We start from the raw sequence: 21,825 nt of genomic DNA, 5'->3' as shown, positions 1-21,825 counted from the left end.
ATTCCTCTTTACCTTCACCTATTTGTTGCAAAAAAGGTGAAAGTTCTCGGTTAAGCTGCCCCGCTCGGACAAACTCAGCGTAGGTTTCCGCCTCGATCGCTTGCAGTTCCGATCGCACTTGACCGACGATAAAACCTTGCAGATCGGGATGTTCATCCACAAGTCGATCGATTTCCGTTTGCAAACTGGTCAATTTACCTTCTACCAGTGCCTTCTGATACCCATAAAACTCTGGATCGATGCCAGGACGGGTTTCAATTTTTTCCAGATAGTGCAGCACCCGTTGGAAAGCAGTCTGACGAGCGATCGCCTCTGCATAGTGCTCGCGTAGGGGTTGGTTGCCTAACAGGTTCAACGCTTTTAACAGTGGCTGAATGGTTAAACCCTGAAACAGCAAGGTGAACAAAACAACACCAAACACGGTGGCAATAATTTCTTCTCGTTCTGGCAAAATCACTGGCATACTTAACGCCAGTGCGATCGACACCGAACCTCGTAAGCCGCCCCACCATAGGATTGTTTGATCGGGAACGGGAATGTCTGATTTGGCAACGCGATTGCTCAAAAAGCTCAATCCATAAATTGCGATCGCCCGTGTCAAAATCATTGCGCCGATAGTAATGGCGATCGGGCCTAGATTTTCGCCCAGAATGGCAAACCGGATTTGATCGCCAATCAGCAAGAACACGATCGAGTTGACAAAAAATGACAGAAACTCCCAAAATTCGGTGACGATCGTGCGGGTTCGGGGATTCATGCCGATCCGTGACCCAAAGTTGCCCAAAATTAAGCCCGTCGTCACCACTCCAATCACGCCCGATCCGCCTAAATCTTCAGTAATCAGGTAAGTACCGTAAGCCGAAACGAGCGTTAAAGATTGTTCCACTAGGGGCAGATCGAAGCGCTGAGTCAGGTAAGAGATACCAAACCCAATCAAGCAACCAATGCCAATCCCAATGCCGACTACCTGGAAAAACTGAAGCAGAATCGGCTCGATCGCAAGTTCACTCGTTCCCAGGGAAAACGCCATTAAAAATCCGAAAGCAACTACTGCCACCCCATCATTGAATAAGCTTTCCCCTTCCATCAGAATGGACAGGCGTTTTTCCACCCCCAATTCTCGAAACAGGGCCGTCACAGAAACCGGATCGGTGGCTGATAGGCTTGCCCCCACCAGCAGCGCTGTGGTTATGGATAGCCCTGCGAGTTGGTGTAGCCCCAAGGCGACTCCGGCAATGGAGATCAACACGCCCACGATCGCAAACAGGCAAATCGGCAGCAGATCGTGTTTTAATTTTGCCCACTGCAAATTCCAGGCGGCTTCAAACAACAGCGGCGGTAGAAAAATAGACAAAATCAATCCCGGTGAAAGGTTGACTAGCCGCACGTCTACCAAGGCTAACCCTAGCCCGACAATGACTAACAGTAAGGTATAAGGAATGTGGCGAAACCAGCTAAAAATTTGCGGCAGGGTAGCCACACTTAACGAAACCGAGAGTACCAGCAGAAACTGTTTGAGATTGGCTTCAATGGCGATTTCGCTCAAGGAGGATTCAACTGCCATAGGTTCACAGAAAAGTTGTCTTCATCCTTAGTTTATTTCTTTGAGTGTATTTCTGGACGATCCCTAGATATAGCAGGGCGCAATCATCATCAGTTAATACTCATAGGACTTACGCTCATAGTCCCAGAAACCGGGTTTTTGAGAGAATTTGTGGATCAGTGCGAAGTATTTTCGTCAAAAAACCCGGTTTCTTTGGTTCGGTGCGTAAGTCCTGACTCAATACCGTTTAACGGGAATTAAACCAAAAATCCGATGAGGCAGACTCGGCACTCTGAAATTGAAAAGGAATTAAGTAAATCCTTCTTCCTTCTTCCTTCTTCCTTCTTCCTTCTACTTAAAGCTTACTCAAAAATTGCTAAAATGCCCGCCGTCATCGCCAGAAAAAAAATCCCAGCAACTCCCGCTAAAGGTTGCGCCTTTATCCCCGTAATCCATTCCGGCACGCGGCCAGTATAGGCAACGATCTTAGCCGTATCAAGACTAGCAATTACCCAAATCCAACCAGCATGAAGTCCGATCGCTAAGCCTAAATTCCCACCATCACAAATACGCGCAAAAGTCAAGACCATTCCCATCAGCCACAATCCCGGTAATTGGGTAAAAGTTTCTTGTACTTCCCAAAGTAAATGAGCGGCGGCGAAAATTAAACTCGCGATCGCACCCGCCATAAATATAGAATAATCTTGCTGAAGTAGATTTTGTAAAAAGCCTCTAAAAATTAGCTCTTCCGTCCCGCTAATCCACAATCCTAATAATAGAGTCAAAAGTAAAGAAGGCTGAAAAATAGATAATATCGGATGAATTATTTTTTCCTCGCTGCTTTGCCAGCTAATCCAGCCTAAAGCCCGTTGAATTACAAATAAAGTTGCGATACTGAGCACTCCTAAGCTGACACCCAGGCCTAAAGAAATCAAAATTTGGGGTGGGGCGACTAATCCCAAATCGGCAAAAGACCAGCCTTCAACCCAAATTCCACCCCTGATAATTAGTGGCACAATCAGGTAGAGGGAAGCGAGTAAAGGTAATTTTTTATTTTCCAAAGGTTGGGGCGGGTGCCAATTCAGGGCGATCGCGCTGGGAATAGCGATTGGCAACCACAAACCAACCCAAGCCACGAAAAAAGCCATTACCTTAACAATTGCTGGCATTGATAGCAACAAAAGCCGCAGGCTGTTTATTTGGTCAGCAATTCCCATAAATTATCTCGCTTCAGAAATAGACTGCCTTTTAAATCCAGATTAGGGTAGTGGCAGAAAGGGGCAAGAAATTGGAATAAGCCCCAGCGCGATCGCCTCCAGTCAACTCAAAAGTCTCCCCTTCCCGATTTATAACAACCTTCTTGGCAGTTAGGACGTTCTGATTTCCTGCCACCATAGATGCTGTTCCCTTCTTCCCTTCTTCCCCTAGCCCCTAGTCCCTAGCTATATCTCACTTGCTAAAATCGCAGACCCATTTCTACCACCTTTGTATTACTCCTCAGAATTTTCTTCCTCTTCCTCTTCCTCTACTTCCTCCGAATCTTCATCATTTTGACCTCGACTCTTAACAGCATCCAACTGTATCAAGTGAATGTGTTTGTAGCCCAGTTTGATTTCAAACTCGTCTCCCGGTTTTAATCCCATCGATTCAGTGTAAGTCGAACCAATCACGATTTGACCGTTTTTGTGAACGCTGACATGATAAGTCGCTTCTCGGCCGCGCCCGTCTTTTATATTTTCTGGACTTAAGGGAATTCCCCTAGCCGCCAAAACCGCGTCGTAAAAATCCGTCATGTTAACGCGGGTCGAGTCGTTTTTTGTCGTCGAGTAATATCCGCACAGCTTTGCGGTTTCTCGCCGAGGCAAGTGGGATAGTTCTTTTACTTTTTGAAGGAGAGCCCTTCCTATGAGTGGAGATGTTGCAGTTTCAGTCATGGTCTTACGAAATATCCTTCAATCCTGGTGATTGCTTAATAGACTTTTATGCTGATTGAGAGCAATATCAAAAATATATACTCAAACTTATCAGTTTTAGCAAAAATCTTTTTTTACTTCCCAGTTCGTCTATTTGGGTAAGATAAATCTGTCGCAGTTCCCTAATCCTTTAAATTTACGTGGCGCTGGAGTTGCTTGAGGGAATGGTAGATTTCAGGTAAGCGGCTATAAATAGCTGCGGCCTTGAGAAATAATTTGTGGGGAATTGCTGGAATGCCGGTCACAATAGACCCTGCGGGGACATCGCTATGAATTCCAGCTTTAGCAGTGGCGATCGCACCATCTCCTATTTTTGCTTGATTAGCAATTCCTACTTGACCCGCTAACAGCACATTATTACCAACTTTAACCCCGCCAGCCATGCCAACTTGGGCAGCTATTGCCGTATTTTGACCTACTTGGCAGCCGTGACCTATATGTACTAAATTGTCAAGTTTTGTATTGCGGCCAATCCGGGTTTCTCCCACAGCGGGACGGTCAATTGTACTATTACAACCAACTTCAACACCATCTTCTAAGACAGTACAGCCAGATTGTTCCATTTTGAACCAACCAGTCGGCGTGGGTACAAAACCAAAGCCTTCAGAACCGATCGCTGCACCAGAGTGAATTACGCAATCTGCCCCAATCTTAGTACGTTCGTGGATAGTGCAATTAGCGTGTAAAACTGTGCGATCGCCTATTTCCACTGCTGGATAAATTACCGCATTGGGATGAAGGCAAACTCCATTGCCAATTTTCACTCCTGCTTCAATAGCAACGTGAGGCCCAATGTACACATCTGTGCCAATTTCCGCAGTTGGGTGTACGATCGCCGTAGGATGAATTTCGGCAGTGGGTCGAAATGGTTGATAAAAAAGAGCGATCGCTTCCGCAAACAATAACCTGGGATCTGCTGTCGCCATCCAAGCAATTCCTCGCTGGGTAGATGCTGCTTGAAGGGTTTCATCCATTGGCAAAATCAAAGCGGAAGCACCAGTTTTGGCCACAAAAGCCGCAAATTTACCACCTTCTATATAGCTGAGGGAACCAACCTTTGCCTCATCAACTGCGGCCACACCAGTAATTTCTGGATCGGGATTCTCACCACCGATCGGGCTGTGGCTGGAAACTAAAGTAAGTTTTTGTAACAGTTCGCTAAATTTCATTGCTTAACATTACCATTTAACATAAATTGCCGACTGCCAATATCGCTTGTCTTTAAAAGGTGACTTAGCAGCTTACAGTTACAGATATTATTTAAAATTACCACTAAACCCTGCTCAGCAAATATTTCAAAATATTTAACAACTTCCAAAAATCTAGAACAATCCAGAAAAACGAGGCTGTTTAAGTTTCTTAAACAGGAATGCGGTTAAATTCTGTCATCTAGCTTCAGAATCCCACCCTTGGGGCGTAGGATATCAAGAGCTAAACACTGCTGTAGCGTTCTTCGGCCCAAGGTTCGCCCCGGTGATGGTAGCCATTACGCTCCCAGAATCCTAATTCTTCTTTGTCCAAAAACTCCAGGCCGTTAATCCATTTAGCGCTTTTCCAGGCGTAAAGGTGAGGTACTACCAGCCGCATGGGCCCACCATGATCGAGGGTTAAGGGTTCCCCAAATACCGTGTGAGCAAAGAAGTTCTCCTCTCGCAGGAAGTCTGCGATCGCAATATTCGTAGTGTAGCCGCCGTAGCTGTGCTCCATAATATGGACGGCTGTGGGATCTACTTCTACATAGGTCATAAAGTCTGTCACCTTTACCCCAGTCCACTCTACGTCTAGTTTTGACCAATGGGTGACGCAGTGGAAATCGGCAGTAAAATTACTTTGAGGCATAGCCATTAAGTCTGACCATCTGAAAGTCACTTCTTTTGCCTTTCCCCAGATTTTTAGTTGCCATTCGTCAGTGCTAATCTGGGGAGTATCGCCATAGGTCAACACCGGAAAGCCTTGTGTTAAGTGTTGACCGGGGGGGACGCGATCGCTTTGTTCTGGTTCTGGTTTATGAAAAAATTTACCCAGCATAATAATTTCTCTCTCCCTTGGCAAACAAATATTAACTTAAAATCACCCCATCAGGTAATTCTAACGAAGGATGCTCGAAATGGTTTATAATAGGTAGTTTGGGATATAACAATTTACTCACTGGGTAAAAACTATGATCCTAAATTCTCTAATTCCCCTGATACTGTTTTTGATTGCTGCCGCGATCGCATTAGGGACTGACAAGAAAACCCTTGACGGGATTCCGGGGCCTCTAGCTGCGATCGCTAGCTTAGTGTGTTTGATTTGGTTTGTTGCTCTATCTCCTTGGCCGATCAAAGTCAGTCTCGCGATCGCTGTCCTCGCTTTGGGCAAACTATTTTTATAAGATTCCATTAAAACTCTTAAGCATTAATGGACGATATAAAAAATAGATTGCCTCAAGAAAATTAGAAAAAATTCAGAATTCAGAAGTCAGCATTAAGAACAAGAATTCACTTAGTAAAAATAGTTCATGCTAACTTCTGACTTTTGACTCCTGAAACAGGTCTAAATTTTTCTCCTCTTGGCTTTCCCAACTCTTAGCTTTCTAAATCGGCAAACGATTAATATCTTTATTCGAGCCAATCACCACCATTGCCGACCCCTTTCTCAGACGTTGCGTTGGCTGGGGATTAATCTCAAACTTATTCGCATAGCTAACGGCGATCAGGTTCAAACCATAATTACGGCGGAGTTCCAAATCAGCAATCGTTTTGCCATCAAACTTTTCAGGAACAAGCATCTCCACAATACTATGATCCGGATCGAGATCGAAGCGCTCTAAAATACTTGGTTTCGTGAGAATTCGCGCCAAAGCACAACCCATTTCTCGTTCGGGAAACACCACATGATCTGCCCCCACTTTCGTTAACAGTTTCAAGTGAGTTTCCGAAGAAGCTTTTGCCACTACATGAGCAACCCCACCTTCCTTAAGATTCAGAGTTGTGGTAATACTTTCTGCTAAGTAATTCCCAATCGCCACAATCACCGTATCAAACTCAAAAATCCCAGCTTCTTTCAGAGCAGTAGGCTCAGTTGAGTCTAATTCCACAGCATGAGCCGCTATTTGATCGCTCAAAATCTGCGTTACTTTCTTTTCATCTGTATCAACACCTAGCACTTCATAGCCTAAGCCGTGCAGTGTCTCACAAACAGCGCGACCAAAACGGCCTAATCCAATCACAGCAAATTGCTTATTGTCTGTCCGCAAACTGCGGAAAAAGTTTAAAGACGACAGATTCACACTGATATTCAGCGCTTGAACTCTTACTTTTCAGGTTTCAGCAGAGAAAGCGCAGCCTCCTACGAATTTTTGCTAGCTAATACAAAATTGTCTGGGTAAAAACCCAACTTCTAGATTATCAAAAACCAGACTATCCCACCAATAAATTTTCCTCCGGGAATTTGAAATTACAGGGTTTCGGATCTCCCAAAATTGCTCCCATCAGTAGTAACACGCCGACCCTACCAATGTACATCGTCACAATCACAACCAGTTTGCTCAATAAAGAAAGTTTAGCTGTAATCCCCGTCGATAGACCAACAGTAGCAAAAGCTGACACCGCCTCAAACAATGCTGGCATAAATTCTAATTCTGGATTGGCTAACTCAATTAATATTGTAGCTGTCATCACCACTACCAGCGAGCCGAACACTACACCAACAGTTTTCAAAATCAATGCTTGAGGGATTTGGCGCTGATAGCACTGTACTTCTTCTTTACCTTCGAGAACAGCTTCAGTACAGCTAAACAATAGCCTAAAAGTTGTGGTTTTAATCCCACCACCCGTACTACCGGGACTAGCACCGATAAACATGAGTAACACTGTCAGAAATAAGGCAGGCTGAGTCATTTTGCCAATATCAATTGTATTAAACCCAGCAGTACGGGGAGTGACAGATTGAAACCAAGCCGCCATCACTTTTTGACCGAAATTGAGAGGGCCGAAAGTGGCAGGATTGTTAAATTCTAGCAATAAAAAGGCTAAGGTTCCAAAAATTAGGAGTGCGATAGTTGTGCTAGTAACCACCTTGAAATTCAGGGGGAAAATAATACAAGCATGACTTTTCGAGAGGCGATCGCGCGTCCACAGGTACATTTCCATAATTACCTGATAGCCAATCCCACCGAAGATAATTAAGATAGTAATCACAAAATTGACCAAAGGCGAGTCAACATAGCCCATCAAACTATCGGAATAGAGACTAAAACCAGCATTATTAAAGGCATTTATGCTGTGAAATACGGACGACCACAACCCCCCATAAAACCCAAATTTTGGCACAAATACTAACAGTAGCAAAAAGACTCCTGTCAATTCAAATAAAACCGTTGTTGCCAGAATTGATTTCACCAACTGCACCACGCCAGCCAATCCTGATTTATCCAGGGATTGTTGCAGGGCAACTTTGTCTTTTAAACCAAACTTGCGACCTAATAATAGCAGCAAGAAAGTAGTAGCTGTCATGTAGCCTAAACCACCGACTTGTACCAAGGCAACTAGACAAACTTGCCCCCAAAAAGAATAATATTTTCCCACATCAACAACTGACAAGCCAGTAACGCATACAGCAGAGGTTGAAGTAAACAAAGCCGTTACAGGATCGCTCCATGTCCCGTCACTGGTTGAAAAAGGCATCGCCAGCAAGATAGCACCTGCGGTAATGACAGCGAGAAAGCCAAGGCAAATAGTTCGCGAGACAGTCATTAGTAGTTACTAATTGATTGTTGGTAATTTGTCAATAGGTTTTAGTCTACACAAATAAAAGGGAAGAAATGACAAAATTTAGGAAACAGTAGACAATGGACAAGAGAAACCTTTTAATAGCTTACAACGGTGCGATGACTTCGACACTTTACCAGCAAATCCAGCAATTTTACGACGCTTCCAGCGGTCTGTGGGAACAGGTTTGGGGCGAACATATGCACCACGGCTACTATGGGCTTGAGGGTAATCTAAAAAAAGAACGCCGCCAAGCACAGATTGACTTGATTGAAGAACTCCTGATTTGGGCCTCTGTCTCCTCGGCAGCTAATATACTTGATGTTGGCTGTGGTATTGGTGGCAGTTCTCTCTATTTAGCAGAAAAGTTTAATGCTGCTGTTACTGGCATTACTTTAAGCCCTGTACAAGCAAATAGAGCGGCGGAACGAGCTCAAGTAGCAGGCCTAGAAAATCGTACTAATTTTCAGGTGGCAGATGCTTTAAATTTGCCTTTTGCTGACAATTCATTTGACTTAGTGTGGTCGCTAGAAAGTGGCGAACATATGCCCAATAAGATTAGATTTTTGCAAGAATGCTATCGCGTGCTTAAGCCTGGTGGAACTTTGATGATGGCTACTTGGTGTCACCGTCCGCTAACAGGAAATTTAGGACAGCTAACAGATAAGGAAAGAAAACAGTTAGCAGAAATTTACCGAGTGTATGCTTTACCTTACGTAATTTCGCTGCCAGAGTACGAAGCAATTGCCCAGAACTTATCTTTCACAAATATTCGGACAGCAGACTGGTCAACAGCGGTCGCACCTTTTTGGGATGTTGTGATTGATTCAACTTTTAACCCCTTGGTTATTATTAATTTGCTGCTTTCGGGTTGGTCAACTATTCAAGGTGCCCTATCTTTGGGTTTAATGCGCGATGGCTATCAGCAAGGCTTAATTAAATTTGGTTTGCTTGCCGGTAATAAGTAATCATTGTTAGTGGTTAGTTGTTAGTTGTTAGTCGAACTTAGCAACTAACAGTTAACGGTTAACAGTTAACTGTTAACTGTTAACCGTTAACAAAAAGTTGAATTATGCTGGGATGTACCCAACTTATATTCTAGCTTTTTTAATTTTTAATTTTTAATTTTTAATGGATTTCCGATCGAATCTCTCCTCGCTCTAAATCTCTCTCTCCATGATTTTATTTTTTTAGCCGGAAGGCATAGCACAAAGTCCGTATCAAGAATTAGACACTCTAACACGGACACTACTATACTATGCGCTTTTACACTTCCCTCCTCCTCTCAAGCCTGTTATTAATTGGTACAACAGTTCGTAGTCAAAGCTTTGAACCCGTTTCATCTGTATCTTCCGACAGTAAGCATTTCCAAGAATTATTAACAGCTCAAGCAGATAATCACACAGTTCAAGCAAATAACGAGAATAATGTCTCGCCTGAGCGAGGTAGCGGGCGATGAAGCCATAAAAATCTAGAATTTAGCATTAAATAACTGAAATTTGCTGAGTTCTTGTATTAGGCATTTAGGCTTTTCTACTCGTTTGTAGCATTCGCTACCCTTTAAATTTTTTAGGACTTAGGCAAGAACAACCTATTGTGTCATCACGAGTCAAGCCTAGCGCAGTTGTGAGGAATAGATCTTGCTAGAAGTAATCAAAAGCCTTGGTCTTTAGTCAAACTCGTGATTGATTCCTATTTTTTTAAGCGTGACTCCCAGTTAGTTCCCGGATGGGCTAACTGGGAGTTTGTATTAGTAAGTATAAACTCCGATCCAAAACCCCGCTATGTACAATTTCCTCCGAGTTACTTTATTTGCGGCTCTATTCGCTGGGGCAATGATTCCCTCCCAAAAACTTGAGAATCATTCAATATCTGAGCAACTATTGCAGGCTTCCCAAAAAATGCTTTTAGCTCAAGAAACCAGTACCGGAAGTTGCGGGGATACTCCTACTCAAGGGTGTGGCCGCCGAGACAGTTCAGCTCAAAAAATTTGATTCTCAAATTGATTTTCAAAAGCCTTGGATCGGATACTATGCCCCCCCATTTCCTAAAGAATCCTCCAATCTCAAAGATTGGAGGAAATTTGTTTTTTGGGGTAAAATCTTCTTCGTTTACTACTTCCATAACTTTAAATTTCCGCAGATTCTCCGCCAACAACAATATTACAAATTCGGAGGCTGGGGCCGCCGCAACCAACGGGTAAACCACCTTGTCCACCTTTGCCACAACCGCCGGATTCATCCCAATAAAAGTCATCGCCGATCGCTTCAATGTCGGCTAAAGTTGTAAACACATTCCCAGAAAGCGTAACGTCACGCACGGGCTCGGCTAATTCACCATTGCGAATCATCCAAGCTTCGCCAGCACTGAAGGTGAACATTTCCCCGTTAGTCATGCCACCCAGCCAGTTGCGGGCATAAACTCCTTCTTTAATGTCGGTAAATAACTCTGGTACGGGTGTTTTCCCTGACTCAATCCAGGTATTTGTCATGCGGACTATAGGCGGAAAATGGTAATTTAAACACCTGGCATTACCTGTGACGGCTTCGCCTAATTTGCCAGCGGTTTCGCGGGAGTGGAGGCGGCCGACTAATACGCCATCTTTGATTAATTGGGTAGTGGTGGCCGGTGTGCCTTCGTCGTCGTAAAAGTAGCTACCTCGGTGGCCGGGAGGAGCTGCACCGTCGAATATTTGTAATTCGTCGGGGCCAAACTTGCGGCCGAGGGTCATGACTTCCAAGATGTCGGGATTTTCGTAGGCCATGTCTGCTTCTGAAAGGTGGCCGAAGGCTTCGTGTACGAATAATCCGCTGAGGATGGGGTCGATGACGACGGTGTAGGTGTTGCCTGTAACGGGGGGTAAGGCTAGGGAGTCTACGGCTCGTTGGGCGGCGCTGCGAACTTGATCGTCTAAAGTTGTAAGGTCTTCGTAGGCTTTGCGGGAGCCTGTGGTTTCGCGGCCGGTTTGGACGGTTTCGCCGTTACGGGCGGTGGCGGCGAAGCGCATTTCCATATCGGCCCAGGCTTGTTCGAGGAGGGTGCCTTCGGAGGTAGCGATGATGATGCGTTGGGTGCTGTCGCTGTAACGGACGGAGATGGTGGCGATGTGAGGATCGACGCTGCGGAGGATTTCACCGTAGCGATCGCATAGGCCTTTTTTCTGAGTTAGAGGTATGTGGCGGGGATCTGTGCCTGTGAGGGGAAGGATGCAGGTGTCTTGAACGGGGGCGACGGGGGCGAGGATAGTTTCTTCAGAACCGATGAGTTGGGCGGCCGCGATCGCTTCTTCGATTCTTGCTGCTAGTCCAGAAAGCTGGTTGAAGCTGGCAAAGCCCCAGCCACCTTTGTGACAAGCTCTAACTTGTCCGCCGATGGAAATACCTTCGCTGAGGGTTTCGATTTTGTCTCCCCGTAGTAGGATATCGGTTCCTTCGGCTTCTTCTAGTCGTATTGCTAAGTAATCGACTTGGCGCGAGTAGCGTGCCATTAAGTCTGAGAGCAGGTTTTTTGCGTCTGAGAAGGAGGTAGGCATTTTGCGGCGGTTGTTCAACTTTGAATTAATTTTATGCTTAATTTTGGCGTGTGAGCGATCGAAGTTCTCAGTTATAGCAACCGCTTTCAGCGGTTAGGGGCTAGGGGCTAGGATGCTCAGGGCTAGGGAAGAAGAGGAAAAGAAGGGGAAGAGAATAAAGTTAGGGAAAGAAGGGAAGAGAGTAAACTTAGGGGAAGAATGGAAAGAAGGGTAAGAAAGGAAAGAGAATAAAAGTAAGAGCTTCGTCGCGATCGCGCTTGCCGAACTTGCCGAACGGTTCGATCGATTTAGAATGCCCTAATGGTCTTGGCGGTTGCTATAGAAGTGAAAAATTAAAGATTAACCTGAAGTTTCCCTGAAAGTTAGGGTTTTTGCAGGAAGTGAGGGTTGGAAATGTTATTACGGCTTAAAACTGTGCGGAGTATTGATAAAGAAAGATTATAAGTCAGGACTTACACAGATACAACATAATTCCGTCATTGCGTTGGCGTAGCCTGCGCGTAGCGCTTACGCAGTGAAGCAATCTCAAACCCTTATACTGCGGTTCCAATGCGTAAGTCCTATAAGTATTGGCGATCGCTGGGTGTACCAGTTGGGAAATCGTCTACAGCCAGTCTCTAGTTTTGCCTCTGCCTAACCTAATCTCAAGTTAAACAGTATCAGGATTTCAGCTACATTGCAGAGCCCTTGTTTCCAGAGATTGGGAATGTGGAGGTCTAAATAGTGTCATTTTGGACATACTATTTTGGAGAGATTTTTCATAAAGTAGGACTATAGAAAAAAGGAACTACCCATGAAATCTACACTTTGTTTTCCCGAAACTCCTATTCAGTCTGACTCTGTTTATTATAACGATTCTCTTGATGCCTGTATTGCTAAGGCATGGTTTGATTTAGTAGCGCAAGATATAGAATCTTTGGGAGGAGATGACTGGCTTTCTCTCTGCGGTGATATTGATGATGGCGAAATTTATCAAGATTGGTTTTTGTGGCAAGATGTCGATGTTACTCAAGAGTGGGAAGCTTATGATGCTTTAACTAATTTTCGATTAGTTGCTCCTGACAAAAAGTCGCTGATTTTGAAAATTGACCAAATAGAAGCAGATCGCAAAGAAATATCGGCGTTACTAGCTAGTTAAGAGGAAGAAGGCAGGAGGCAGGAGGCAGGATGTCGATCTTCTGAAGTTAACTCAACAATGCAGATTGTCTCAATAATTTGGAGAATTGGCATTAGCCATTAGCCATTAGCCATTAGCCATTAGCCATTACCCATTAGCCATTAGCCATTACCCATTAGCCATTAACCATTAGCCATTAACCATTAGCCATTACCAATTACCGCTTTTCTCGTTCCATCTTCCGCTTTTTTAAAGCCTCAAAATTTTGTTTGATAATAGCAATTGCCTCGCCCTGATTTTGCTCTTGATATAATTCACTCGCCTTGAGTAAATTGGTAACAGCATCATCATCAGAGCGCAAATTTGCAAATGCTAGTCCTCGATTGTGGTAGGCTTCTGCTAAAGTAGAAACAAGTTCAATAGCTTGGTTAAATTGCTCTGCTGCTTGTCGATAATTACCTAATTTGTAAGCATCTATGCCCTGCTGGAAATAAACACCAGCTTTGCTTCCGGCATCTGTGGCTGGAAGTTGAGGTAAACTAGAAATAGGCTCTTGGAAAAGTACAGAAATGCTGCCTTTGCCAAGGTAAGCCCAAGTCATCGCTCCTAATCCAATCCCCAATACGGCTGCAATTACGATACAGAGCGTTATCAAATTGATCTGTTCCATAGCAATAGTTTTAGAGACAGGATTAAGGACGAATAAAATATTTATCTGAAAGTTATTTAAGTTCCCTCAATTGTTTACCCTCTTGCATTTTGCATCAGCCAATTAAATTTGGCTTGAGCTAAGGCTAAATTGTCAAGTACACTAGGATTTACATCTTCCTCTTCTGTATCTCCTTCGTCTATACTTCGTCCGTATTCTAAACGCCGAACAGTACCGCGCATTCGGTCTGAAAGACAGAGAGAAATTCCATAATAAAATCGGGAAGCAAAACCTGTATCGTGTTGGATTTTAGTAACTAGCTGCCGTCGAGGAATAGCTAATACATGAGTTTCTTCTATCGCTTTGACTGTTGCTAAAGGCGGGCGGGTATCAATGAAAGAAATTTCACCGACAAGTTCCCCGCCTGAGATTCGGGCGAGTTCCTTGTGGCCTTCAGGATCGATTAATACACTCAAAGTACCCTTTAAGACGATGTACAGAGCATCGATTTGTCTGCCTTCGTAGATCAAAGTCGCACCTGGCTGGAGAATTTCCTTTTTGGCTTTTTGGATAATCCAGTCTAGGTCGTCATTGTTTAATTCACCTAAAATAAAAAGCGCTTTTTTCCTGCGGTCGGTCATAGATGTGGCTCCGGATCACTGCTCCTCTACTGGTAAACTCTGTACATTATCTTTTATATCAACCAGAGGGAGTGCGATGCCTGCGATTGGCTATGCCTACGCAACTTTTCCCTGTGAACTGACTTCCTAGTATGCACCTTATTAATATAAGTTTTATGCACAACGCCCGTACACCTCTGAACTGAATAGCTGTTGCACTTGAATTGCCAGAATTTATCAATAATAACACTGGTTTAACCATATTTTGAGGATTTACCAAAACTATTGATAACGCTGCTGTCCCGGCGGTTCCTTTCGGGCCAGGACAGCGGCAAGAGTTCGAGGATGGTAAATCCGATCTTAAATTTTCGCCCCGCCTAAGAATTTGGGGCAGATTTGGTGCTAGACCAATGTGAGGTCGGGGTAGCCAGCTAACATATCGTCAGAGGTCAAGGTGTCGCCGCTGGCTTGAGGTGTCCAGAGAACCTCGACAGTCAGAAGGCGATCGCTTGAGATTCCACCAATCTGACGCAAAGCTTGGCGCAAATCCTCGGAATTTTTGACCGCAGGTAGTTGGAGGGCTCCTTCGGTACCTACCAAAATTGTCACCACGATGTATTCGCCTGGGCCTTGACTCAAGTCAGGTTGACTAACTAATTCCCCATCTTGTTGAGGGAATGGCAGAGATTTGTTATTAGCCGCTTGCCTTAACTGGTTGTTAACATTAGAGAGCGTTTCTTCAGTAAATTTGCTCCTTTCTGCCAGCAACATTTGGTTAAATTTAGCTTCAGCAGCTTCTAACCGAGCTTGCTGAGATTCGGCTCCAGCATAAACCCAATATTCGGGATGGCGCAACAAGGCCAGACTTGCTTCTTGCAGGAGTTGAGCGCGGCCGATGGCTGTACCAGTATCAGCAGTTTCGGCTAATTGGTCGAGCTCTGTTTGTAAATTGCGAGCGTCTGAGAGCAAACCTACTTGTAGGCGACCAACAGAAACGCTGGGGTTGCTCGTGTAGCCTAGTTCGTCTGTTCCCTCTCCAACGCGGCGGAAGGTGGAAACTACGAAGTTAGCGATCGCAATAAAAATCAAAATCGTAAACAATCCCCCAAACCCGCCTCCGAAGCCAAAGAAAGGAAGCAAGAAGGGAAAACCGAAGCCACCACCGCCGGGATAATAGCCACCGCCGGGATAGTAACCCCCTCCCGGAGAGCTGTAAGTACGGCTAGGAGACGAATAACTGCGCGACGGAGAACTGAAAGAACCGCCACCGATGCGGCCGCCACTACGAGCCGCCATTGCATCGTTAGCCTGACCCAGAGCCAAAACGAGTACCAGCGCGATCGCAAATAAAGGTTTCAAAAGCGGTTTCATGGTTGAAAGCAGTTTTCTGTGCATAAGACCCTTAATATTCAATACTTCTAATTTACCGCTTTGTCTCTCCACTGGGCAGCCAGCTTTCAGGTCTATTCCTAGTGGGATATCCGTACCAAGAAAGCTTTGTGCTTTTTGACCTAATTGATTCCCCATTTACACTCCACCGGAAAGTTAGCCATAACTCTTGCTACACAACGATTTTCAATGCTTATACAACTTAGGTAAATCACATTAACGATCGTCACGATCTAAAATCTATCAAGTTAAAGACATTAGTATCAATTGCGGCTGGTTTCAGATTTAGTTGATAAACTATAACTTGTACTCACTAATTTTTTTAGGGCGGGAAAATGGATGTTATCACTCACCTACCTGGGTATCGCATCACAGAACAAATTTATATAGGCCATCGTACTATCGTTTATCGCGGTGTTCGAGAAAGCGATGGTACGAGCGTTGTCATCAAACTATTACGAAATGAATACCCCAATTTCAATGAACTTGTCCAGTTTCGCAATCAATATACCATTGCCAAGAATCTTGATTTCCCCAATATTGTTAAACCTCTGACTTTAGAATCATGCCACAATAGCTATGCCCTGATTATGGAGGATTTTAGTGGAATTTCCCTCTCTACTTATCTCACTATAGCAAATAAAAACCACAATAATAAATCTTTATCTTTAATAGAATTTCTCCCCCTAGCGCTACAACTGACAGATATTCTTAACTATCTCTATCAAAATCGCGTCATTCACAATGATATTAAACCCGCTAATATTCTTATTAATCCCGACACCAAACAACTTAAACTAATTGACTTTAGTATTTCTTCCCTATTGCCACGCGAAACCCAAGAAATCCAGAATCCCAATATTTTAGAAGGAACCTTAGCCTATCTCTCTCCCGAACAAACCGGGAGAATGAATCGAGGCATTGACTATCGCAGTGACTTTTATTCCCTGGGAGTGACTTTTTATGAATTATTGATAGGACAGTTACCATTTATCTCTCACGAGGCAATGGAATTGGTGCATTGTCATCTCGCCAAACAACCCATACCCCTTCATGAAATTAAGCCAGAAATTCCTCTAGTTTTATCAGCAATAGTCAGTAAGCTGATGGCGAAAAATGCCGAAGATCGGTATCAGAGTGCATTAGGACTAAAACACGATCTAGAGATTTGTTTGTCTCAATTACAAGAAACGGGTGATATTCAGGAATTTGGCTTAGGACAAGGAGATATTACTGACCGCTTTCTCATACCAGAAAAACTCTACGCTAGAGAAATTGGTGTAGAAACAGGAGATTTAGAATTTGCCGCCTTATCTACCTACATCTACGTTTATCATGCCTATCTAGCTGGAAATGAGCTGTCAGCATTGGAACGGGAAATTACTAGCTATAACCAAGCATTAGCTCAAGTAAAACAGGTCAATTCCCTAAATTTTAATCAGATTTTGCATCAAGCCATTTTAAATTTGACTCAGCAAGTCGAACAGCCAACGAAGTTGAGTGGTAATATCTATGACGAGCAAATGATGCTGCCACTACACCAACAAGCTAATGATGCAACTGCTATTTTCTATATTTACTTTAATAAACTAATTCTTTCCTACTTGTTCGAGCAGTTTGTGGAGGCAGTTGAGAATGCAGCAGCAGCCGAAACATACTTAAGAGGCGTGACCGCCAATTTTGTAGTGGGGGTATTTTATTTTTACGATTCCCTCACCCAACTAGCTAGATTAGCAAACGCATCGGGTTCTGAAAGCAGCAGCATTATTGAAAAGATTCAATCTAATGTAGAAAAAATACAGAAGTGGGCAGATTCTGCACCTACAAATTATCAACATAAGCTCGATCTGATCTCCGCAGAAAAATATCGTATTTTCGGCAATAAAGCTGAAGCAATTGACTTTTACGATCGCGCTATTGCCGGAGCTAAAGAAAATGGATATCTCAATGAAGAAGCGATCGCCAATGAACTTGCAGCCAAATTTTATCTCAATTGGGGTAAAGAAAAAATTGCTCAAGTCTACATGACTGAAGCCTACTACTGTTATGCCCGATGGGGAGCTAAAGCCAAAGTTACCGATCTAGAACAACGTTATCCTCAACTCTTCGTGCCTATTGTTCAACAATCTGGTGGTGCTGAATCCTTGAAAGAAACGATCGCACTGGGAACAATCTCTTCTACCAAAACCTCTAGCAGCATCTCTGAAGTGCTAGATTTGGCAACTCTGCTCAAAGCTTCTCAAGCTATTTCTGGGGAAATTGAACTAGATCGACTCCTAACTACTCTCCTAGAAATAGTCATGACCAATGCTGGGGCAACTAAGTGTATTTTACTACTCAAACAAGAGCTGGATTTAAAATTAGTAGCCCTTGTAGAACAGGGAATATCACCACAACTATTACCATCAATTCCCCTAGAATTAAGCTCTGATGTCGCGATTAGTTTGGTGAATACTGTCAAGCGGACGTTGAAACCTCTGGTTCTGGCGGATGCGGGGATAAATTGTCAGTTTGCTGGTGATAGTTACATTCAAAAACACCAGCCTAAAAGCGTTTTTTGTAGCCCAATTTTGAATAAAGGATTGTTGATAGGAGTTTTATATTTAGAAAATAATCTGATGGTGGGAAGCTTTACCAGCGATCGCGTCGAGTTGCTGAATTTGCTTTGCGCTCAAGCGGCAATTTCTCTGGAAAATGCCCAACTTTATCGAAATTCCCAGAACTATGCTCAACAGTTAACGCAATCTCTAACCAAATTGCAGGCTACTGAAACCCGCTTCCAAAATTTGGCGAATAATATCCCTGGTATGGTCTACCAATTTCGTCTGGCGGCGGATGGTTCAATTTCTACCCCCTACGTTAGTTCTGGTTGTTTGGACTTGTATGAGGTAGAGCCAGAATTGGTGATGACAGGAACTTATAGCCTTTACACCCTGCATCATCCTGATGATAATCTAGCTATTGAAAAAGCGATCGCCTACTCTGCCCAAAATCTCACACCATTCGATCAAGAATGGCGCATTATTCTGCCTTCAGGAACCGTGAAATGGATTCAATCTACTGCTAGACCAGAGCGACTAGCTGATGGATCTATTCTCTGGGATGGGGTGGTGATTGATATTAGCGATCGCAAAAACATTGAAGCTGAACAAACCCGTCTTTTGGCAATTCTAGAAAGCACGCCAGACTTAATTGGCACTGCCGATCCAACTGGTAAAAATCTTTATCTCAACCGAGCTTGGCGGCATTTTTTAGGTTTAGACAATGAGGCGGGAGCGAAGGGTACTGAAATCCACAAATATCACCCAGACTGGGCAACAGAGATAATTGTAAATCAGGGATTGCCCGCAGCTATCAGCTCTGGTATTTGGGTGGGTGAGACAGCGGTTATCGATCGAAATGGACGGGAAATTCCCGTTTCTCAACTTATACTTTCCCACAAATCAATGGATGGGGAGTTAGAGTATTTTTCCACAATTATTAGAGATATTAGCGATCGCAAACAAGCTGAGTCAGCCATCCTGCAAAAATCTCAAGAATTAGAACAAGCTGTGCAAGCTTTACAACAGGCACAATTGCACATTGTCCAAAGTGAGAAAATGTCAGCATTAGGTAATCTTGTCGCTGGAGTAGCCCATGAGATGAATAATCCTTTGGGGTTTATTTCTGCTAGTCTCAAACAAGCTAAACCGACTCTTGCTGAGCTAATCGAACACTTGAGATTGTATCAAGAAATCCTCCTAATTCCCAATGATAAAATTATTGACCATGCGGAAGAAATTGACTTAGATTATACCTTAGAAGACTTTCCTAAAGTCATTGATGCAATGGAAATAGCTTGCGATCGCCTCCACAACATCAGCACTTCACTCCGCACTTTCTCTCGTGCCGATCGAGATTATAAAGTACCATTTAATATCCATGAAGGCCTTGATAGTACAATTTTAATTCTCAAACATCGATTGAAAGCTAATGACCGCCGTCCGGCTATTGAAGTGGTAACTGAGTATGGAAATTTACCTAAAATTGATTGCTTTCCCGGTCAATTAAATCAGGTATTTATCAATATTCTAGCCAATGCTATTGATGCGTTAGATGAATCAAGTATAGGTAGAAGTTTTGAAGAAATTCAGATCAATCTTAACCAAATTAAAATTAAAACTTCATTGGTAGATAACCAGGTGAAGATTAGTATTGCTGATAACGGTCAGGGAATGACTGAAGTAGTCAAGCAAAAGATATTTGACCATTTATTTACCACTAAAGCGGTGGGTAAAGGCACGGGGTTAGGATTAGCGATCGCTCGTCAAATTGTCGTCGAAAAACATAGCGGTTCTATTCAGGTCAACTCTATACTAGGAGAAGGAACAGAATTTATTATCACCTTACCCACTAGGGTCTAACAAAAAAGTTAACTTTCCTGCGATATTTCAGACTCGTCTAACCAATTAGTCACCCTTGTCTTTTCCAAGCACAACACTTATGAATAACTCCCACCAAAACAGCAAAGGCGATATAACCGTTCAAATTCCCAGCTATCAAATTCTGCAAACAGTTTATTCAGGAAGTCGCACTTTGGTATATCGGGCTATCCGTACCCATGACCAATTACCTGTCATTATCAAACTGCTGAAAAATGACTATCCTAGCTTTGGCGAACTGGTGCAATTTCGCAATCAGTATACCATTGCTAAAAACCTTTGTCAAGCTGGAATTATCCAAACCTATAGTCTAGAACCCTATCGAAATAGCTATGCGTTAGTTATGGAAGACTTTGGGGGGATTTCTCTTCAGGAATGGGCGATCAAAGAGAATAACGCACTGTCTTTGAAGGACTTTTTGGAAATAGCGATCGCACTGTCAAATATCTTAGATATACTGTATCGCGATCGCATCATCCACAAAGACATCAAACCCAGTAATGTCTTAATTAATCCCGAAACAAAAGAAGTCAAATTAATCGATTTTAGTATTGCATCATTACTTCCACGAGAAACGCAAACATTCCTCAATCCTAACGTCTTAGAAGGGACACTTGCTTATATTTCTCCCGAACAAACAGGCCGAATGAATCGAGGAATTGATTACCGGACTGACTTTTATTCTTTAGGTGTCACTTTCTACGAATTACTCACCGGAGAGTTACCTTTTGGGTCCAACGACCCGATGGAATTAGTATATTGTCATATTGCTAAACCAGCACCGTTAGTACATGAAGTTAACCCACAAATCCCGGATGTCCTCTCGAAGATTGTCAACAAATTGATGGCTAAAAATGCCGAATTCCGCTATCAAAGTGCATTAGGCATAAAATCTGATTTAGAAACTTGTTTAGATCGGCTAACAGAAACTGGTCAGATTGAAACCTTTGAAATTGCGCTACGGGATGTGTGCGATCGCTTCATCATCCCTGACCAACTCTACGGACGAGAAATCGAAGTAGAAAATCTCCTGCAATCATTTGAGAGAGTCAGCCTTGGTGCAACAGAAATGATGCTGGTAGCGGGTTTTTCCGGGATTGGTAAAACAGCAGTTGTCAACGAAGTTCATAAACCGATTGTGCGGCAAAGGGGCTATTTTATCAAAGGAAAATATGACCAACTTCAACGCAATATTCCCTTCAGTGCTTTCGTGCAAGCTTTCCAAGATTTAATGGCGCAATTGCTATCAGAATCTGATGCTCAACTGCAAACTTGGCGAACCAAAATTATGCAAGCAGTTGGTGATAGCGGACAAGTTTTGATTGATGTCATTCCCGAACTAGAGAGGATTATTGGCACTCAACCAGCAGCGACAGAACTATCAGGAACTGCTGCCCAAAATCGATTTAATCTGCTCATGCACAAATTCGTGCAAGTTTTTACGAGCATTGAACATCCATTAGTGATGTTTTTGGATGACTTGCAGTGGGCAGATTCCGCCTCGCTGAAATTGCTGCAATTGTTGATGTCAGAGACTGGACATTTATTATTCTTGGGTGCGTATCGAGATAATGAAGTGACAAATGCTCACCCATTCATCCTGACTGTAAAGGAGATTGTCAAAACTGGGGCGACGGTGAATACCATCACCTTAGAACCGTTAACAAGAGTAGATATCAATCAGTTGGTAGCAGATACACTCAATTGCGAATTAGCGATTGCTCAACCGTTGACAGAATTGGTCTACCGAAAAACTCAGGGTAATCCCTTCTTTACGACGCAGTTTCTGAAGGCGTTACAGGTCGATGAACTGATTCAATTNCNCACNCG

At 43.5% G+C, this 21,825-nt stretch carries 19 protein-coding genes; 7 read left to right on the top strand and 12 right to left on the bottom strand.

Annotated elements, in window-relative coordinates:
- From OSCI_RS12865 to OSCI_RS12845, 6 genes are all read right to left on the bottom strand, one after another.
- Positions 1 to 1,564: cation:proton antiporter (locus OSCI_RS12865; protein ID WP_019487390.1), on the bottom strand; the 1,564-nt coding region annotated here is incomplete at its 3' end.
- 341 nt (positions 1,565 to 1,905) lie between these two features.
- Positions 1,906 to 2,760 (bottom strand): CPBP family intramembrane glutamic endopeptidase, encoded by an 855-nt coding sequence (locus OSCI_RS12860; RefSeq protein WP_007355400.1) that lies wholly within the window; start codon positions 2,758 to 2,760, stop codon positions 1,906 to 1,908.
- Between the two features lie 31 nt (positions 2,761 to 2,791).
- Positions 2,792 to 2,938 carry a hypothetical protein gene (locus OSCI_RS30700; protein ID WP_007355399.1) on the bottom strand — a complete coding sequence of 49 codons (147 nt, stop codon included), beginning with the start codon at positions 2,936 to 2,938 and terminating at the stop codon, positions 2,792 to 2,794.
- A gap of 95 nt (positions 2,939 to 3,033) precedes the next feature.
- Positions 3,034 to 3,477 carry an AbrB family transcriptional regulator gene (locus OSCI_RS12855; RefSeq protein WP_007355398.1) on the bottom strand — a complete coding sequence of 148 codons (444 nt, stop codon included), beginning with the start codon at positions 3,475 to 3,477 and terminating at the stop codon, positions 3,034 to 3,036.
- A 161-nt stretch (positions 3,478 to 3,638) separates the two neighbouring features.
- Positions 3,639 to 4,685 carry a UDP-3-O-(3-hydroxymyristoyl)glucosamine N-acyltransferase gene (gene lpxD, locus OSCI_RS12850; protein WP_007355397.1) on the bottom strand — a complete coding sequence of 349 codons (1,047 nt, stop codon included), beginning with the start codon at positions 4,683 to 4,685 and terminating at the stop codon, positions 3,639 to 3,641.
- 262 nt (positions 4,686 to 4,947) lie between these two features.
- A complete protein-coding gene (locus OSCI_RS12845; protein ID WP_007355396.1) occupies positions 4,948 to 5,544 on the bottom strand; it encodes a sulfite oxidase-like oxidoreductase in 597 nt (198 codons plus the stop codon).
- 133 nt (positions 5,545 to 5,677) lie between these two features.
- On the opposite strand from OSCI_RS12845, the gene OSCI_RS12840 reads away from it, so the two are divergent.
- Entirely contained in the window at positions 5,678 to 5,890 is a 213-nt protein-coding gene (locus tag OSCI_RS12840; RefSeq protein ID WP_007355395.1) for a hypothetical protein, read from the top strand.
- Between the two features lie 201 nt (positions 5,891 to 6,091).
- On the opposite strand, the gene OSCI_RS12835 is transcribed toward OSCI_RS12840, so the two are convergent.
- The gene (locus tag OSCI_RS12835; protein WP_007355394.1) at positions 6,092 to 6,787 is read right to left on the bottom strand and encodes a potassium channel family protein; all 696 of its coding nucleotides are present in this window, start codon (positions 6,785 to 6,787) and stop codon (positions 6,092 to 6,094) included.
- A 130-nt stretch (positions 6,788 to 6,917) separates the two neighbouring features.
- Positions 6,918 to 8,252, bottom strand: a complete 1,335-nt coding sequence (locus tag OSCI_RS12830; protein WP_007355393.1) for a TrkH family potassium uptake protein — start codon at positions 8,250 to 8,252, stop codon at positions 6,918 to 6,920.
- Between the two features lie 134 nt (positions 8,253 to 8,386).
- Between OSCI_RS12830 and OSCI_RS12825 the strand changes: the two genes are divergently transcribed.
- The 3 genes from OSCI_RS12825 to OSCI_RS12815 all read left to right on the top strand — a co-directional run bounded on the left by OSCI_RS12825 (position 8,387) and on the right by OSCI_RS12815 (position 10,261).
- Positions 8,387 to 9,235, top strand: a complete 849-nt coding sequence (locus OSCI_RS12825; RefSeq protein ID WP_026103751.1) for a methyltransferase domain-containing protein — start codon at positions 8,387 to 8,389, stop codon at positions 9,233 to 9,235.
- Between the two features lie 290 nt (positions 9,236 to 9,525).
- Positions 9,526 to 9,726: a heterocyst-inhibiting protein PatX gene (patX, locus tag OSCI_RS31475; protein WP_007355391.1), complete on the top strand. Its 201-nt coding sequence runs from the start codon at positions 9,526 to 9,528 to the stop codon at positions 9,724 to 9,726.
- A gap of 325 nt (positions 9,727 to 10,051) precedes the next feature.
- The gene (locus tag OSCI_RS12815; RefSeq protein WP_007355389.1) at positions 10,052 to 10,261 is read left to right on the top strand and encodes a hypothetical protein; all 210 of its coding nucleotides are present in this window, start codon (positions 10,052 to 10,054) and stop codon (positions 10,259 to 10,261) included.
- A 134-nt stretch (positions 10,262 to 10,395) separates the two neighbouring features.
- Here the strand turns inward: OSCI_RS12815 and OSCI_RS12810 are convergent, their stop codons facing one another.
- Entirely contained in the window at positions 10,396 to 11,799 is a 1,404-nt protein-coding gene (locus OSCI_RS12810) for a TldD/PmbA family protein (protein WP_007355388.1), read from the bottom strand.
- A gap of 793 nt (positions 11,800 to 12,592) precedes the next feature.
- On the opposite strand from OSCI_RS12810, the gene OSCI_RS12805 reads away from it, so the two are divergent.
- Positions 12,593 to 12,937 (top strand): hypothetical protein, encoded by a 345-nt coding sequence (locus OSCI_RS12805; protein WP_007355387.1) that lies wholly within the window; start codon positions 12,593 to 12,595, stop codon positions 12,935 to 12,937.
- A gap of 196 nt (positions 12,938 to 13,133) precedes the next feature.
- Here OSCI_RS12805 and OSCI_RS12800 read toward each other — a convergent pair whose 3' ends face one another.
- The 3 genes from OSCI_RS12800 to OSCI_RS12790 form a co-directional block, all read right to left on the bottom strand.
- On the bottom strand, positions 13,134 to 13,586 hold the full coding sequence (locus OSCI_RS12800) for a tetratricopeptide repeat protein (RefSeq protein ID WP_007355386.1): 453 nt from the start codon (positions 13,584 to 13,586) through the stop codon (positions 13,134 to 13,136).
- Between the two features lie 74 nt (positions 13,587 to 13,660).
- A complete protein-coding gene (locus OSCI_RS12795) occupies positions 13,661 to 14,206 on the bottom strand; it encodes a cyclic nucleotide-binding domain-containing protein (protein WP_007355385.1) in 546 nt (181 codons plus the stop codon).
- A 381-nt stretch (positions 14,207 to 14,587) separates the two neighbouring features.
- Positions 14,588 to 15,580, bottom strand: a complete 993-nt coding sequence (locus OSCI_RS12790; RefSeq protein WP_026103750.1) for a DUF1517 domain-containing protein — start codon at positions 15,578 to 15,580, stop codon at positions 14,588 to 14,590.
- 329 nt (positions 15,581 to 15,909) lie between these two features.
- Between OSCI_RS12790 and OSCI_RS12785 the strand changes: the two genes are divergently transcribed.
- Together OSCI_RS12785 and OSCI_RS12780 are read left to right on the top strand one after the other, a co-directional pair.
- Positions 15,910 to 19,977: a protein kinase domain-containing protein gene (locus OSCI_RS12785; protein ID WP_007355383.1), complete on the top strand. Its 4,068-nt coding sequence runs from the start codon at positions 15,910 to 15,912 to the stop codon at positions 19,975 to 19,977.
- Between the two features lie 79 nt (positions 19,978 to 20,056).
- The coding region (locus tag OSCI_RS12780; RefSeq protein WP_039962246.1) for an ATP-binding protein at positions 20,057 to 21,825 on the top strand (1,769 nt) is incomplete at its 3' end.

This window comes from Kamptonema sp. PCC 6506 (assembly GCF_000180455.1).
GTDB classification, from domain to species: Bacteria; Cyanobacteriota; Cyanobacteriia; order Cyanobacteriales; family Microcoleaceae; genus Kamptonema; species Kamptonema formosum.
The sequence above is the reverse complement of the archived record's forward strand: the minus strand, read 5'-3'. Positions and strand labels throughout refer to the sequence as shown.

Coding starts and splice junctions, on each gene's coding strand:
- OSCI_RS12860 (WP_007355400.1), bottom strand. CDS start 2,760: ATGGGAATTGCTGACCAAATAAACAGCCTGCGGCTTTTGTTGCTATCA.
- OSCI_RS30700 (WP_007355399.1), bottom strand. CDS start 2,938: ATGGTGGCAGGAAATCAGAACGTCCTAACTGCCAAGAAGGTTGTTATA.
- OSCI_RS12855 (WP_007355398.1), bottom strand. CDS start 3,477: ATGACTGAAACTGCAACATCTCCACTCATAGGAAGGGCTCTCCTTCAA.
- lpxD (WP_007355397.1), bottom strand. CDS start 4,685: ATGAAATTTAGCGAACTGTTACAAAAACTTACTTTAGTTTCCAGCCAC.
- OSCI_RS12845 (WP_007355396.1), bottom strand. CDS start 5,544: ATGCTGGGTAAATTTTTTCATAAACCAGAACCAGAACAAAGCGATCGC.
- OSCI_RS12840 (WP_007355395.1), top strand. CDS start 5,678: ATGATCCTAAATTCTCTAATTCCCCTGATACTGTTTTTGATTGCTGCC.
- OSCI_RS12830 (WP_007355393.1), bottom strand. CDS start 8,252: ATGACTGTCTCGCGAACTATTTGCCTTGGCTTTCTCGCTGTCATTACC.
- OSCI_RS12825 (WP_026103751.1), top strand. CDS start 8,387: ATGACTTCGACACTTTACCAGCAAATCCAGCAATTTTACGACGCTTCC.
- patX (WP_007355391.1), top strand. CDS start 9,526: ATGCGCTTTTACACTTCCCTCCTCCTCTCAAGCCTGTTATTAATTGGT.
- OSCI_RS12815 (WP_007355389.1), top strand. CDS start 10,052: ATGTACAATTTCCTCCGAGTTACTTTATTTGCGGCTCTATTCGCTGGG.
- OSCI_RS12810 (WP_007355388.1), bottom strand. CDS start 11,799: ATGCCTACCTCCTTCTCAGACGCAAAAAACCTGCTCTCAGACTTAATG.
- OSCI_RS12805 (WP_007355387.1), top strand. CDS start 12,593: ATGAAATCTACACTTTGTTTTCCCGAAACTCCTATTCAGTCTGACTCT.
- OSCI_RS12800 (WP_007355386.1), bottom strand. CDS start 13,586: ATGGAACAGATCAATTTGATAACGCTCTGTATCGTAATTGCAGCCGTA.
- OSCI_RS12795 (WP_007355385.1), bottom strand. CDS start 14,206: ATGACCGACCGCAGGAAAAAAGCGCTTTTTATTTTAGGTGAATTAAAC.
- OSCI_RS12790 (WP_026103750.1), bottom strand. CDS start 15,580: ATGCACAGAAAACTGCTTTCAACCATGAAACCGCTTTTGAAACCTTTA.
- OSCI_RS12785 (WP_007355383.1), top strand. CDS start 15,910: ATGGATGTTATCACTCACCTACCTGGGTATCGCATCACAGAACAAATT.